The organism is Cytobacillus sp. (assembly GCF_964223445.1).
GTDB lineage: Bacteria > Bacillota > Bacilli > Bacillales > Cytobacillaceae > Cytobacillus.
Genome location: NZ_CAXQGS010000051.1, coordinates 44,504 through 57,828, shown reverse-complemented (window position 1 = coordinate 57,828; position 13,325 = coordinate 44,504). Strand labels below are relative to the sequence as shown.

At 40.9% G+C, this 13,325-nt stretch carries 16 protein-coding genes; 4 read left to right on the top strand and 12 right to left on the bottom strand.

Annotated features, from left to right (window positions below; genetic code table 11):
* Nucleotides 1-33 precede the first annotated feature (33 nt).
* The 8 genes from ACEQ1T_RS08640 to acnA all read right to left on the bottom strand — a co-directional run bounded on the left by ACEQ1T_RS08640 (nt 34) and on the right by acnA (nt 7,705).
* A complete protein-coding gene (locus tag ACEQ1T_RS08640; RefSeq protein WP_370222477.1) occupies nt 34-471 on the bottom strand; it encodes an acyl-CoA thioesterase in 438 nt (145 codons plus the stop codon).
* A gap of 2 nt (nt 472-473) precedes the next feature.
* Nucleotides 474-2,786, bottom strand: a complete 2,313-nt coding sequence (locus ACEQ1T_RS08635; RefSeq protein WP_206837433.1) for an AAA family ATPase — start codon at nt 2,784-2,786, stop codon at nt 474-476.
* Between the two features lie 137 nt (nt 2,787-2,923).
* Nucleotides 2,924-3,175 carry a small acid-soluble spore protein Tlp gene (gene tlp, locus ACEQ1T_RS08630; RefSeq protein WP_370222476.1) on the bottom strand — a complete coding sequence of 84 codons (252 nt, stop codon included), beginning with the start codon at nt 3,173-3,175 and terminating at the stop codon, nt 2,924-2,926.
* A 154-nt stretch (nt 3,176-3,329) separates the two neighbouring features.
* Complete coding sequence (locus ACEQ1T_RS08625) at nt 3,330-3,473, bottom strand: acid-soluble spore protein N (protein ID WP_009334718.1); 144 nt, start codon at nt 3,471-3,473, stop codon at nt 3,330-3,332.
* A gap of 62 nt (nt 3,474-3,535) precedes the next feature.
* Nucleotides 3,536-3,667 carry an FbpB family small basic protein gene (locus tag ACEQ1T_RS08620; protein ID WP_026041570.1) on the bottom strand — a complete coding sequence of 44 codons (132 nt, stop codon included), beginning with the start codon at nt 3,665-3,667 and terminating at the stop codon, nt 3,536-3,538.
* Between the two features lie 234 nt (nt 3,668-3,901).
* Nucleotides 3,902-4,423 (bottom strand): peroxiredoxin family protein, encoded by a 522-nt coding sequence (locus ACEQ1T_RS08615; protein WP_370222475.1) that lies wholly within the window; start codon nt 4,421-4,423, stop codon nt 3,902-3,904.
* Nucleotides 4,424-4,478: 55 nt separating this feature from the next.
* Entirely contained in the window at nt 4,479-4,895 is a 417-nt protein-coding gene (locus ACEQ1T_RS08610; protein WP_370222474.1) for a hypothetical protein, read from the bottom strand.
* 101 nt (nt 4,896-4,996) lie between these two features.
* The gene (gene acnA / locus ACEQ1T_RS08605) at nt 4,997-7,705 is read right to left on the bottom strand and encodes an aconitate hydratase AcnA (RefSeq protein WP_370222472.1); all 2,709 of its coding nucleotides are present in this window, start codon (nt 7,703-7,705) and stop codon (nt 4,997-4,999) included.
* Nucleotides 7,706-8,058: 353 nt separating this feature from the next.
* Between acnA and sspO the strand changes: the two genes are divergently transcribed.
* Nucleotides 8,059-8,208 carry a small acid-soluble spore protein O gene (gene sspO, locus ACEQ1T_RS08600; protein ID WP_206837421.1) on the top strand — a complete coding sequence of 50 codons (150 nt, stop codon included), beginning with the start codon at nt 8,059-8,061 and terminating at the stop codon, nt 8,206-8,208.
* Nucleotides 8,209-8,366: 158 nt separating this feature from the next.
* Here sspO and ACEQ1T_RS08595 read toward each other — a convergent pair whose 3' ends face one another.
* On the bottom strand, nt 8,367-8,624 hold the full coding sequence (locus ACEQ1T_RS08595; protein ID WP_009334724.1) for a hypothetical protein: 258 nt from the start codon (nt 8,622-8,624) through the stop codon (nt 8,367-8,369).
* A 263-nt stretch (nt 8,625-8,887) separates the two neighbouring features.
* On the opposite strand from ACEQ1T_RS08595, the gene ACEQ1T_RS08590 reads away from it, so the two are divergent.
* On the top strand, nt 8,888-9,034 hold the full coding sequence (locus ACEQ1T_RS08590) for a small acid-soluble spore protein P (RefSeq protein WP_009334725.1): 147 nt from the start codon (nt 8,888-8,890) through the stop codon (nt 9,032-9,034).
* 45 nt (nt 9,035-9,079) lie between these two features.
* Here the strand turns inward: ACEQ1T_RS08590 and selA are convergent, their stop codons facing one another.
* Nucleotides 9,080-10,483 (bottom strand): L-seryl-tRNA(Sec) selenium transferase, encoded by a 1,404-nt coding sequence (selA, locus tag ACEQ1T_RS08585; protein WP_370222470.1) that lies wholly within the window; start codon nt 10,481-10,483, stop codon nt 9,080-9,082.
* A gap of 93 nt (nt 10,484-10,576) precedes the next feature.
* On the opposite strand from selA, the gene ACEQ1T_RS08580 reads away from it, so the two are divergent.
* A complete protein-coding gene (locus tag ACEQ1T_RS08580) occupies nt 10,577-10,978 on the top strand; it encodes an Hsp20/alpha crystallin family protein (protein ID WP_206837415.1) in 402 nt (133 codons plus the stop codon).
* A 243-nt stretch (nt 10,979-11,221) separates the two neighbouring features.
* Here the strand turns inward: ACEQ1T_RS08580 and ACEQ1T_RS08575 are convergent, their stop codons facing one another.
* The gene (locus tag ACEQ1T_RS08575; protein WP_349769501.1) at nt 11,222-11,455 is read right to left on the bottom strand and encodes an Rdx family protein; all 234 of its coding nucleotides are present in this window, start codon (nt 11,453-11,455) and stop codon (nt 11,222-11,224) included.
* Nucleotides 11,456-11,581: 126 nt separating this feature from the next.
* Here ACEQ1T_RS08575 and ACEQ1T_RS08570 point away from each other — a divergent pair, with 126 nt between their 5' ends.
* Nucleotides 11,582-12,325 carry an arylamine N-acetyltransferase gene (locus ACEQ1T_RS08570; protein ID WP_370222467.1) on the top strand — a complete coding sequence of 248 codons (744 nt, stop codon included), beginning with the start codon at nt 11,582-11,584 and terminating at the stop codon, nt 12,323-12,325.
* Nucleotides 12,326-12,359: 34 nt separating this feature from the next.
* On the opposite strand, the gene ACEQ1T_RS08565 is transcribed toward ACEQ1T_RS08570, so the two are convergent.
* On the bottom strand, nt 12,360-13,304 hold the full coding sequence (locus ACEQ1T_RS08565) for an L-threonine 3-dehydrogenase (RefSeq protein ID WP_206837410.1): 945 nt from the start codon (nt 13,302-13,304) through the stop codon (nt 12,360-12,362).
* Nucleotides 13,305-13,325 lie beyond the last annotated feature (21 nt).

Sequence of the window (13,325 nt, the reverse complement as noted above, 5' to 3'; positions counted from 1 at the left end):
ATATTTTCTCCATTCTTTGAGCAGTAAGCAAAATTATCTGAGAGCACTCTCCGGCTGTTTTTTAGCTTCTTCATATGCTTCATGCCAATCAGGATATTTCTTTTTAATTGAGATCGGCCGGAAATTATCCTTTTTGACGCAAACATGCTTGGACAAGCCTGTTACAGCAAGATCTCCTTCATCATTGTAAATCTCATATCCATAGCTGACGCGGAATCCGTCATACTCTTCAATCCAGGTTTTTATCGTCGCAGTTTGACCATAGCGCAGTGGTTTTTTGTAGGAAGCCAGGATATCCAGAACAGGCGAAATGATGCCATCCTTCTCCATTTCAGCATAGCTGAACCCCAGATCTTTTATGATCTGTGTCCGGCCAAGCTCCATCCATACCAGATAATTGGCGTGATACACGACTCCCATTTGATCTGTTTCTGCATATCTTACTTCTATTTCTTTTGTTGAAATGAGCATACCTATTCCCCTTTGCTGATCTTTTTTAAGGCGATTTCAAAATCTTCTTTTTCCAAAATGCTAACCTGTTCTATATCCTCATCAATTGCTGATACGATTCTCATTGCCTGTGCCTGAATAGCCTCATCTGCGAGGTTGGCGGCAAAGCGTCCATTCCCATTTATTTCGATCTTTGCTAAAGTGCGGTTAAGGTAGTCCCCTGCTTCTTCCGTAAGCGTATATTCATATTGTCCAGCATACGATATTATAATTTCCAATAGCTCTGCCGTTGAATAATCCTTAAAATGAAAGAACTTTTTAAAGCGGGACTTTAGCCCCGGATTACTTGACATTAGTTTTTCCATTTCATTTGGGTAACCCGCTAAAACAACGACAAGATTTTCATTATGTTTTGTCATTTCATCCACTAATGTATCGATGACTTCTTTTCCGAAATCTCCTGATGTCTGGGAAAGAAGTGAATAGGCCTCATCGATGAAAAGGACCCCGCCTAACGCTTCTCTTATCTTTTTCTTTGTTTTAATGGCGGTTTGGCCTACATAGCCAGCTACAAAATCAGCACGGCTCGCAACCATCAAATGTCCGCGTTTCAGAAATCCGCATTCCTTCAGCAATTCTGCATAAATCTTTGCTACAGTTGTTTTCCCAGTCCCCGGATTCCCGGTAAATACTGAATGCAGCTGGATAGGGACAACAGGCAGCCCTTTTTCACGGCGCAGCTGCTGCATCTTAACAAATGACACTAAGTTATGAACTTCTATTTTAACTGTTTCAAGTCCAATTAATTGGGCAAGCTGCTCTTGTGGATCCATTAGCTTTTCTTCTTCTTCACTTTCAAAATCTTCTTTTTCCAAGAGTGTATATGCCATGATGTTTTCGTTCTTTTCAGCTTGTGAGCCTTTTCTAAAAATAGCATCTAGAACAATGTTTCTGACAGTCCGGGCATTTCCGAACGTATCATCAACCCGCTCTTTTTCAATTCGCTTTCCAAGTTCCTGCTTTGCCCCTTCCGTCAGGACATAATCATTATCCGCAGACAGCTTTTCTGCAATCTGGAGAAGCTCCTCATTAGAATAATCAGGCAGCGCAATAAAATTCGACTCTGGGAAACGGCTGCGAAGGCCAGGATTACTGTCCAGAAATTGTCTCATCTCTTCTGGATAACCGGCCATGATAACCGCAAACTTTCCTCCATATTCCGTACCGGTCATCAGTGATACGAGAGTATCAATGGCTGTTTGTCCATAGTCACTGCCGGTCTGTCCCTCACGCTTTAAGCTGTACGCCTCATCAATGAACAGCACTCCACCGATAGCCTTTTCCACGGCCGCCCTGACATTTTCCTCCGTTTGACCGACAAATCCCCCAACCAGCTGTGACCGATCTGCTTCTATTACTTCTTCCCGCGGCAATACACCCAGGCTATGATAAATCTTTGCCAAAAGCCGGGCGATAGTTGTTTTGCCTGTACCTGGATTGCCAGTAAGAATCATATTAAGGCTGAGTTCATCTTTCGTTTGAAAACCAAGTGACTTGCGTTCATTTTGATATTTTAAAAAACGGTAAAAGTCATGTACTCTGTTTTTGACCGAGTGCAGGCCAACCATTTCATTGAGTTCAACCAGAGGGTCTTTTGGTAAATCAGACTCTTCATCCTCCGATTCAAATATCTCTTTCCATTCATTTTTAAGTCTGTTGATGGCATTCAAGTGCTTTTTCATATCGGTGTAATAGGTTGAAGTATGGAAAACACCGGATATAGATTGCTCATATTCTTCAGCAGCTTTTAAAAGAAAAGCTGTTTCTTCAATAGCTTTTTCCAGTATTTCAGTCAGCTTCCGGTATTCCACATCCTCATAGGCATGCTGCTTTTTTTGCAGATCTTCCAACTCATCATCTGATTTGTTGATAAAGCTTCTGCAAATTTCTATGAATTGCTCAGCTGTCTTCTTTTTTGCTGCCCTGTTATCGGTTTCCCGAATCGGCGGGAAAGTCAGCGTTTCAAGAAGATTGCTTTTATTTTTCCACTCGGATTTTCCTAATTGGGCAGCCGCCAAACTATTGCCTGTGTCCAGTTCAACAGCCTTCTGAAGCCACGCACTGGCAAGAGTATCATCGGTATACTTGCTTAACCTGGATATAGCAGCGATGGTCAGTAATTCCGAAAGAAGCCGGGGATCTGCTTTTTCATTGATATTTTTAATAACATTTAGCAATTCTGCTTCATTTTGTATGTATCCGTACTGATCAAGCTCATTTTTCCAATGATAAACCTGGCCCTCCGCCGGTTTTGCCTGTCTTTTCTGTTGTGTCATCGATTATCACTTCTTCTTCTTAGTTTCCACAACTTATCTTACCATATTTCTGTAATGATCTATAAAGAATGAGCTCCTTATCATGATCTTTCAATAGGAAAAGACCTAATCACACTGGATTAGGTCTTTTTTGGTTGTTAATAATTATTGTTCTCGCTGGTATTGCCGTTCTGCTGTGCCTGATACTCGTCCTTTATTTCAGAACGGAATGAAGCAAGGCTTTCCCTGCGGCGTTCATTTTTTGCTTCAATCCTGGCTAGGTCCTCTGCATTTGCATACTTCATTGATTCTTCAGCTTCGTCCATATTCTCGATCGTATGAACGATCATGGACTGAAGCTTTTCAACGTTATCGCTGCGGTCATCTGGATTTGGTCTGTTATGTGCCATGGTTTGTTCCTCCCTTTTTTAGGTGTTGGTACAAAATTAGTTTGTGAAAGAACAAGAAAAATATTGGCGGAAATGTGTGGGCAGCTTGCCTGAAAGTATGCCTGACTTTTGAAACAAAAAACCTGCCGTAAATGAAACAGCAGGTTAATTACAGTTATTCGCCTTTAGTTTGAATCACTTGAGCATGCTGCCCGGATTTGTCCTGCATTTTCTTGCCTTTGTTGCCGCCAAATCCGCGTGATTGTGTACCAATATGGTTCGGGGCAAAATGATTAGGGTGTCTTTTTTGATTACTCATGGATATCCCTCCTCATTTTAAGTATGGTCAAATTCAGAGGGTTTCATGAATGGCAAGTAATTCTATTCGGCCTTGTTAAGTCGTTTAAGCTCGAGGCGTTCTTCGATTTTTTCCATTGCATCTTGATCTTTAAGCAGCTGGCGTTTATTTTCTGAAACTAATTCTGCAAAGGAGCGTTTTCTAGGCTTTCTCATAAATCTTTCACCTTCCTTTAATAACATTGTAACAGTCATTATCTCCAGAAACTCTTTAAATTATTACAACTTTTCGAAAATTTAATCCGCATATACCCAGAATACGTGAAAAAAGTACATAAGGTTCACTGCTATTGGTAAAATATTCAGAAAAAAAAACCATTTCATCTAAATTTCCTTTTTTATGGCGGTGTAAACCTATACAAAAAAACATCTGCTCCCGGCAGATGTTTTTTACATTTCATCTATATACTGATTCATAATTTCAAGGGACATCGCACTTAAATATTTATTCCGGATAATTCCTTCTTCATCAATAAAAAAAGTGGTAGGAATCGTTATTATTTGATAGGCATTGGATGCTTTATCATTCACATCAAGGAGAATTGGAAAATTCACGCGCATTTCTTCTGCAAAGCCGGCAACATCAGATTGAGGATCGATGTTCACTGCCAAAATAACAACTTCATTTCCCTTTTGAATATAGAATTTTTGGATATCAGGCATTTCAGCTTTACATGGAGGACACCATGTTGCCCAAAAGTTGAGCATGACTTTCTTTCCTCTATAATCTGAGAGCTTTACTTTATCCCCCTGAAGGTTTTTCAATTCAAAATCTGGGGCTTTCAAGCCAATTCCTAAACCAGTCTGATTAACGGGATGACTCTTGACTTCATCTTTTTCAACTGCCTGCACCACAAAAATTGCAGTAGTAATTATTAATAACACAGCAGCTGAAAACATTTTTTTGAACATGCTGTATTCCCTCCCGGCTATTAAGGGCTTTTTGCTTCCTTGATTGTATTTTAACCTAGAAAAGCAAAATTAATAAGGTTCTAAACAGCCAATAAGACAGCATAAATGTGACAGATCCGTAAACAATTCCATAAATCCAATTTTTGAGCGGATATTTGTATTTCATCATTTCCTTTACTAAATAGAAAAGAGCCAAAAAAGCCCCTAACATGGTTCCTTTACTTCCTCCTGAGAAATATAAAATCCCCATAGGGTTGCTTAGAATGGTTTTTGTCTGAAAGAGAATTGAACTAAATTTATAAGTAAAAAAGCCAATTAGAACTGCATTTATTATGACATTCAGAAAGATTTTTTTATATTCCCCGTTATCTCTTAATGCATTTGCAATAGTAAAATAAGCAACGATAGCTGAGAGCAGGACTAATGCCCATTCATACTTCACTAATAAAGGCCCAATTAAAAATGCACCCAAAGTCAGCCCCCCAAAGTTAATATATAGTTAACATACCTGAACCCGTATATTTTGTAAAATAAAAAACCGCTATGTGAACGAGCACATAGCGGCAGTCTTAATTAGTTAGCCAGTTTATCACGAAGAACCATTTGCAGGATTCCGCCGTGACGGTAGTAATCAATTTCAACTTCAGAGTCAAAACGAACAAGAGCTTCAAAAGAAGTCTGATTGCCGTTTTCATCTGTAGCTGTAACCTTAACAAAATCACGTGGTCTAACATTTTCATCGATTTGAACATCGATTGTTTCTTTTCCTGACAAACCAAGAGTTTCTGCACTTTCGCCTGCCTTGAACTGAAGCGGAAGTACACCCATTAGAACAAGGTTAGAACGGTGGATACGCTCATAGCTTTCAGCAATAACTGTTTTAATTCCAAGCAGGTTCGTACCTTTTGCAGCCCAGTCACGGGAAGATCCCATTCCATAGTCTTTGCCGGCAAGAACTACTAAGCCAGTTCCATCTTCCTTGTATTTCATGCAAGCATCATAGATGGAAGTTACTTCGCCTGTTGGCCAGTATGTTGTGAAGCCGCCTTCTGTACCAGGTGCGATCTGGTTGCGGATACGAATGTTTGCAAATGTACCGCGCATCATAACTTCATGGTTACCGCGGCGGGATCCATAAGAGTTAAAGTCGCGTGGTTCAACACCGTTCTCGCGAAGGTATTTTCCTGCTGGTGTATCTTTGCCGATCGCACCTGCCGGAGAAATATGGTCAGTTGTGACAGAATCACCGAACTTGCCGACAACACGCAATCCTGATAAAGGTTTAACTTCATCAGCATTAGGAGTTAAGCCTTCAAAGAACGGAGGATTCTGGATATATGTTGAATTATCATCAAATGAATATAACGGCTCATTGCTTGTCTGGATTTGGTTCCAGCGGGCATTGTCATCAAATACATGCTCATATTCTTTACGGAACAATTCAGGTGTAACAGTCTGTTTAACCACTTCATTAACTTCAGCAGTAGATGGCCAAATGTCGTTAAAGAAGACATCGTTGCCATTCTTGTCTTTTCCGATTGGCTCGTTTTGAAGATCGATATCGACTGTTCCAGCTAGTGCATAAGCAACTACTAATGGCGGAGAAGCCAGGTAGTTAGCTTTTACAAGCGGATGGATACGCCCTTCGAAGTTACGGTTACCGGAAAGAACAGATGTTACAAGAAGGTCGCTTTCAGCTACAGCCTTTTCGATTTCTTCTCTTAATGGGCCGGAGTTACCGATACATGTTGTACAGCCATAACCTACAAGGTTGAATCCAAGCTGTTCCATGTATGGAAGAAGACCTGAATCACGCAGGTATCCAGTAACAACCTTAGATCCCGGAGCCAAGGAAGTTTTTACGAACTTAGGAACTTCCATTCCAAGTTCAACTGCCTTTTTCGCCACTAAACCTGCACCAACTAAAACATAAGGGTTTGAAGTATTTGTACAGCTAGTGATTGCCGCAATGGCAACTGCACCCGTTTTCATCTTGGTTGAATCACCATTTGCAAACTCAACAGTGATTTCTTTGTCGATTTCTTTCTTATCCAAGCCAAAGCCCTGGTTGCCTTGAGGAGCTGTGATAGCGTCATTGAATTCCTTTTTCATAGCTGAAAGCGGAATTAAGTCCTGTGGACGCTTAGGACCTGAAAGGTTCGCTTCGATTTCGGCAAGATTGATTTCAACTACATTCGTATATACTGGCTCTAGAGCCGGATCAAAGAACATTCCATTTTCTTTGCAGTATTTTTCCACAATGTTGATTTGCTCTTCTGGACGTCCAGTCAGGCGCATGTAATCCAGGGCTTCCGCATCAACAGGGAAGAATCCGCAAGTAGCTCCGTATTCTGGTGCCATGTTAGCAATTGTAGCTCGGTCAGCCAATGGAAGCTGTGTAACACCAGGGCCGAAGAATTCTACAAACTTGCCAACCACTCCCTGGCTGCGCAGTACCTGGGTTACCTTTAAAGCAAGGTCAGTGGCAGTTGTTCCGTTAGGAAGCTCGCCAGTAAGCTTAACCCCTACAACTTCAGGCACAGGGAAATATGAAGGCTGTCCAAGCATACCAGCTTCAGCTTCAATACCTCCTACACCCCATCCAAGAACGCCGATACCGTTGATCATGGTTGTATGGGAGTCAGTACCTACAAGGGTATCAGGGAAAGTTTCAAAATCGCCTTCTGTTGTTTCCAGTGCATGAACAACATTCGCAAGGAACTCAAGGTTCACCTGGTGAACAATACCCGTTGCAGGAGGAACTGCACGATAGTTGTCAAATGCTTTTTGTGCCCAGCTCAAGAACTGGTAACGCTCAGCGTTGCGTTCGAATTCAAGCTCCATGTTGGCTTCAAGAGAATCAGGCGTACCATACTTATCTACCTGTACAGAGTGGTCGATAACCAGATCAACCGGCTTCTCAGGATTGATTTTGTCAGGGTCCCCACCCATGTCAGCCATTGCCTTACGCAATGAAGCCAGGTCAACTACTGCCGGAACTCCAGTGAAGTCCTGCAGAATTACACGTGATGGTTTGAAAGGAACATCTACTTCTTTTACTTCAGAAGTTCCCCATTTTGCCAGGTTTTCAACATGCTCTTTTGTAATTACACGGCCGTCATATTGACGAAGTACTGATTCCAATAATACCTTAATAGAATAAGGCAATTTGGAAACATTACCCACTCCAGCTTCTTCAAGAGCGCCTAAATGATAGTAGTGATAGCGCTTCCCGTCCAGATCAAAGGATTTGCGGGAATTGAACACATCATTCTTTGCCAAATGTATTACCCCCTCTTTCAATAAACATCATATACCAAGTGTTAGGTAATTGTCGAAAAGTTTGAATTTTCATCCATCCTTACTTTTCTCACAATTCCTATATTAATACAACCTGTTATATAAGTAAATAACAAGAAAGTTATTGTTTTTGATAAGTTTTTCTTATCATAATTTCTTATTTACTTCTTCTAGCCTTTTAAATGCCGTAATTGATAGCGTTTTTCAATTAGAAGATAAAACCGGTTCTTGCTTGGTTATTATACTGATAAAACGAAAAAGAGGAATGTCTCTTTTAAAAAACAACATAAAATGACATCATCCACGGAAAAATAGTCCTACGGAGGTGATTCGCTATGGCTAAAAGAAAGGCTAATCATATTATTGAGGGTATGAATGCTGCAAAAGGGCAGGGCATGGGCACCGGCTACAATGAGGAATTTGCCAATGAACCCCTAACAGAAGCGCAAAAGCAAAATAATAAAAAAAGGAAAAAGAATCAGTAAATAAGGAAAGCGGAAGCGCCTTGCCTGCCCCAGGACACTTCGAGGAGGCAGGCTGCTTTTGCCGTAAAGATATCGAAATGCACAATCCTTTATCTGCTTATTAAATTACCCGGCTGGGCTTCAGCCGGGTTTGGTTGATTTTATTCATTCATAACTTTCTAGTATTGGTTCACATCATCAACCATGGATCGCAAGTCCTGCTGAAATCTCTCCAATTGTGCCCGTTGATGATCCGATGCAACCTCTAAGGCATTTTCAATTTGAGCGTACGCTTCATTTACCTCCTGCTTAAGATGTTTAAGCTGATGGCCGTAACTGGCAGAATCTTTTACAATTTCAGCATATAGCTCCTGTGCATCTTCCATTCCCTGCTGTGCTGCCTGAAATGCCTGCTGTTTATCTTTATGATATGGCATGCTTAGTTCACTCCTAACAAAATTTGTACCATTAAATTGCGCAATTGACCCATAAAATATTCCGCCAAATCACTCAGGCGGAAATCTTGAAATTCAACCACAATTTGCAAGGCAATTTTTCATGTAAAAGAGCCAAACTAACACATGAGATGAAGGTGAATATCTCCTTCTATCTTATTGCCCATCAGCCAGTAAGACGGCAGCACAGTACAACAGCTGCCTGGAGCGGAAGTCAGCATCCTATATTATGAGGAGGGCATCAAATGAACAAAAACAATGGCAAAGACATGCGAAAAAATGCACCCAAAGGACATAATAACGATGGACAGCCTGAACCATTAAGCGGCTCGAAAAAAGTGAAAAACCGTAACCATACCAGACAAAAACATAATTCCCACCATGATATGTAAAATTTAATCAAAAGCAGCTGCCTAAAGATCAGGCAGCTGCAAGAATTAAATGGCAGTTAATGCTTTTATAATGATGTCTTCCTCATTTGCAGTTACTGCCCGGAGATCAATCAGTATTTCTTCCTTATATATCCTGACTATTACAGAAGGAGTACAATTTATTCTTAACTTGCGGCCAATATGCTCCGCTGAGTAGCGCCTGTGCTTTAAAACGGCAATCCAGGACGGCAGTTCAACATCAGGCATTGTGCCTCCCCCAACTTGCCCTGTACTTTCTCTCATAGAGCATTCATAATCCTTCGCAGCTGCTTGTAATCTGTGAAGAAATTGTGCTGTTCTCGCTTCGAGTTCATCACTGGTCGTCAATACATCATGGACCACCGGAATATTTTTCAGACCCTCTTCCCCTTTTAAGTAATCCATAAGCGTGCCTTCAAGCGCAGCAATTGTCATTTTATCAACCCGAAGAACCCGGGCAAGCTGGTGTTTTTTCAGCTTTTCGATTAAGTCCTTTCTACCGGCAATAATGCCTGCCTGCGGACCGCCCAAAAGCTTGTCCCCGCTAAAAGAAACGATATCTGCTCCCATTTTTACCACATCGCTAACAGCTGGCTCATTGCCGATTCCCTTGCTTTTAAAATCAAATAGTGCACCGCTGCCCAAGTCTTCATAGAATATGATACTTTTTTCTTTTGACAGGCGGGCAAGTTCGTCAGTTCCAACTTCTTTGGTGAAGCCAATAATTTTAAAATTGCTCGTATGCACCTTCATAATCATCGCTGTATCTGCGTTGATGACTTTTTCATAATCTTCCAAGTGGGTTTTATTCGTAGTTCCTACCTCAACCAGCTTTGCACCGCTTTCTTCCATTATGCTTGATACCCTGAAGGAACCCCCGATTTCAACAAGCTGGCCGCGGGAAACTATTACTTCTTTTTCTTCAGCAAGCGCTTTTAGAATGATATAAACGGCAGCAGCGTTATTGTTAACTGCCATAGCAGCTTCTGCACCTGTCAGCTCTTTGACCAGGCTTTCCAGGTGACTGTGCCTGGATCCCCGTGCTCCTTCATTCAAGTTATACTCCAAATTGGAATAGTTCCTGGCAATTTCAAGCATATGTTCGGCTGCTGATTTGCTTAAACGCGCTCGGCCAAGATTAGTGTGAAGAATAGTGCCGGTGGCATTGATAACCCTTTTAAGTGTATAACCATACCGAACAGTGATTACCTCTTCTGCTTTTTTAAATATAGCGGCCGTAAATTCTTCCGTACCAGGCTCCTCACCGGCCCAATTCCCATCAAGAATGTTATTCCTGATCTCAGCAATGACCTCTTTAAAAACGTTAGTTGTATGTATAAAGTCAAGTTCATACTGTTTCATTAAATGAGTAAATCGCCGGTCTTGTTGCAGTTCATGAACCGGCAAAATATTTCTGACTGTACTTTTCATAAAGATCCCTCCAGCACTTGCCTGATTATTATATCATTTTTCACTATTTTACATTAAATGAATACTATAGATTGAAACAAGGGGGTTTTGAAATTGAACAAAAAGGAAGATTTCCATCCGTTTAATTTGGATGAATTGGAAAAATGGATGGAGGATTATTACTTGGACCCGCTTTCATCATATTTGGATCAAATTACTTTTCGCATCGACTTATATGATACGGAAGCGGAAATTATTGTTGAGGCGCTTTTAACAGGTTGCGTTTCAAAAGATGTAACCGTTTCCTTAAAAGAAAACACCGTGATCATTAAAGCGGTTAAAATAGATGAAACTGGTCCAATTCGCTGCGGCCAGCCATGTATGCGTAAGGTAAAGCTGCCTTTTTCAGTTATTAATAAAAGGGTAAGCGCAGATTTTTCAAATGAGATATTAGAGATTTTTATAAATAAAAATGAAGCTGGTCCAGGATGCGATAGAGATATCAGCATCGATTGATAAACTGAGATAGAGGTAGCCTTTTTGCCCTTTGTTTACATAAAGTGAAACCTCAATCAGCTGGGTTTTATCCCCCACTGATTGTTTGTTGAACCAATCGGGCCTTTACGGGCAGTTTGACCCCTAATAATCCTCCATTGATTCTTCTGAGTCTTGAAGCGGGAGTCTTACTGCCCGTTAGACTGCGATAATATTATTATGGATCAGTAAAAAACCTCCTCCCTGAGGAGAAGGTTTGGCAGTTTATAACTGCATCTTTTCAATTATTTCTTTGGTTTTAGGAAAAATGCCAGTCTCGAGCTTGGAATATAGCTTTTTTCCATTAACTGTCACTTCAAAAGCTCCACCTTTACTTGGAACCAGTTCCATTTTTGAAATCTCAGAGCGAAAATGTGTAAAAAGTTCTTCCGCGAAACTCGCGGCTTTTGGTGCGTAGTTTCACATCATGCAAAATTCAACAGTTACTTCATATGCCATATTAAAACCCCCGTGTGTAATTTGCTAAAATGTAAATATAATGACATTTTAGTATAATTATTTCATTACTGCAAATTGATTTGCTTTTCCTTCTTAATGGTTAAAAAAAGATTATGGAGTGATTTAATGGATGCACAAAAATATTTAAAACGCATTGCAGTATCGGCTGAACGTAATCTGGATCTTGATTATCTGAAAGAACTTCAGAGCAGCCATATGCACAAAATTCCTTTTGAGAACTTGGACGTAACAAGAAAAATTCCTATTCAGCTGGACAGAGATGCGTTTTATGAAAAAATTCTTGAAAGAACCAGGGGAGGCTTTTGCTATGAATTAAACGGCCTTTTTCAATACCTGCTGTCAGAACTGGGATTTCAATCCCACTTGATTTCCTGCACCGTCAAAAAGCCGGATGGATGGGTTAGAGAAGATTCCCATGCAGCCATACTGGTTTATTTGAATCAAATTCCATATTTGGCGGATGTAGGATTCGGCGATTCTGTCAGGCAGCCTTTACCTTTAACGGGTGAGGAAAAAACAGATGTAAGCGGAACTTACAGGATAAGAGAGTCCGTTGAAGGTAAATATGACCTTCAAAGACTTGAGGATGGTGAATGGAGGATTCTTTACCGTTTTTCTGATAAGCCAAAGCAGCTGATTGAATTTCATGATGCATGTTTTTTCAATCAGACTTCTCCTGAATCCCATTTTACACATGGCGACCTGGCCACTATTGCGACAAAGAATGGCCGTGTTACACTCTCAGGATTGACTGTCACTAAGTCTGGAGAAGGCACAAAAGAAAAATATGAACTAACCGAAGAGGAAAAAAAGGAATTTCTCCGCGAGCAATTCAATATAAAATTGTAAAAAGGGACTGCCATACGGCGTCCCTTTTGCTTTTTCATAACTTTGTTCTTAGTTTATCAAGCATATCAGCAGTCATCTTGGCTAGATCGAAATCTGCTTTGAAGCCCCACTCTTCTTTTGCTGCGCTTGCATCAATCGAATTTGGCCAGCTGTCGGCAATCGCCTGGCGCACTGGATCCACCTCATAGGAAATTTCAAACCCCGGAATATGCTTTCTGATCTCTGCCGCAATCTGTTCAGGTTCAAAACTCATTGCAGTTACATTGAAGGAATTGCGGTGAATGAGTTTATCTGCATCGGCTTCCATTAAATCAACGATGGCATTTAATGCATCCGGCATATACATCATGTCCATATATGTGCCCTGGTCGATATAAGAAGTATAGCGGCCATTTTTAATCGCTTCGTAGTAGATCTCAACAGCGTAATCAGTCGTTCCGCCTCCTGGAGGAGTAACATAAGAAATTAAACCAGGGAACCGCAAGCCTCTGGTATCAACACCAAATTTGTAATAGTAGTAATCAGACAGTAATTCGCCCGCTACCTTGTTCACGCCATACATAGTAGTTGGGCGGTGAATTGTATCCTGAGGTGTGTTGTCTTTTGGCGTAGAAGGGCCAAATGCGCCAATGGAGCTTGGCGTAAAGAATTGTGCGTTGCACTCTCTAGCCGTTTCAAGTGCATTCATAAGCCCCCCCATATTTAAATTCCATGCAAATACTGGGTTGGCTTCAGCTGTTGCTGATAACAGGGCTGCCATATGGATGACTGTATCCACATTATATTTTTTAGCCGTATCCAGCATTGATTTTGCATCAGTAACATCAACCATTTCAAACGGTCCTGATTGGGCAGCTTCAGACTCATTTTTTCTGATGTCTGTTGCAATAACATTGTCTGTTCCATAGATTTCTCTTAATTTCAAGGTTAGTTCAGAGCCGATCTGGCCTAAAGCTCCAGTAATCATAATTCGTTTCATCTTATTCCTCCAACATTTCCT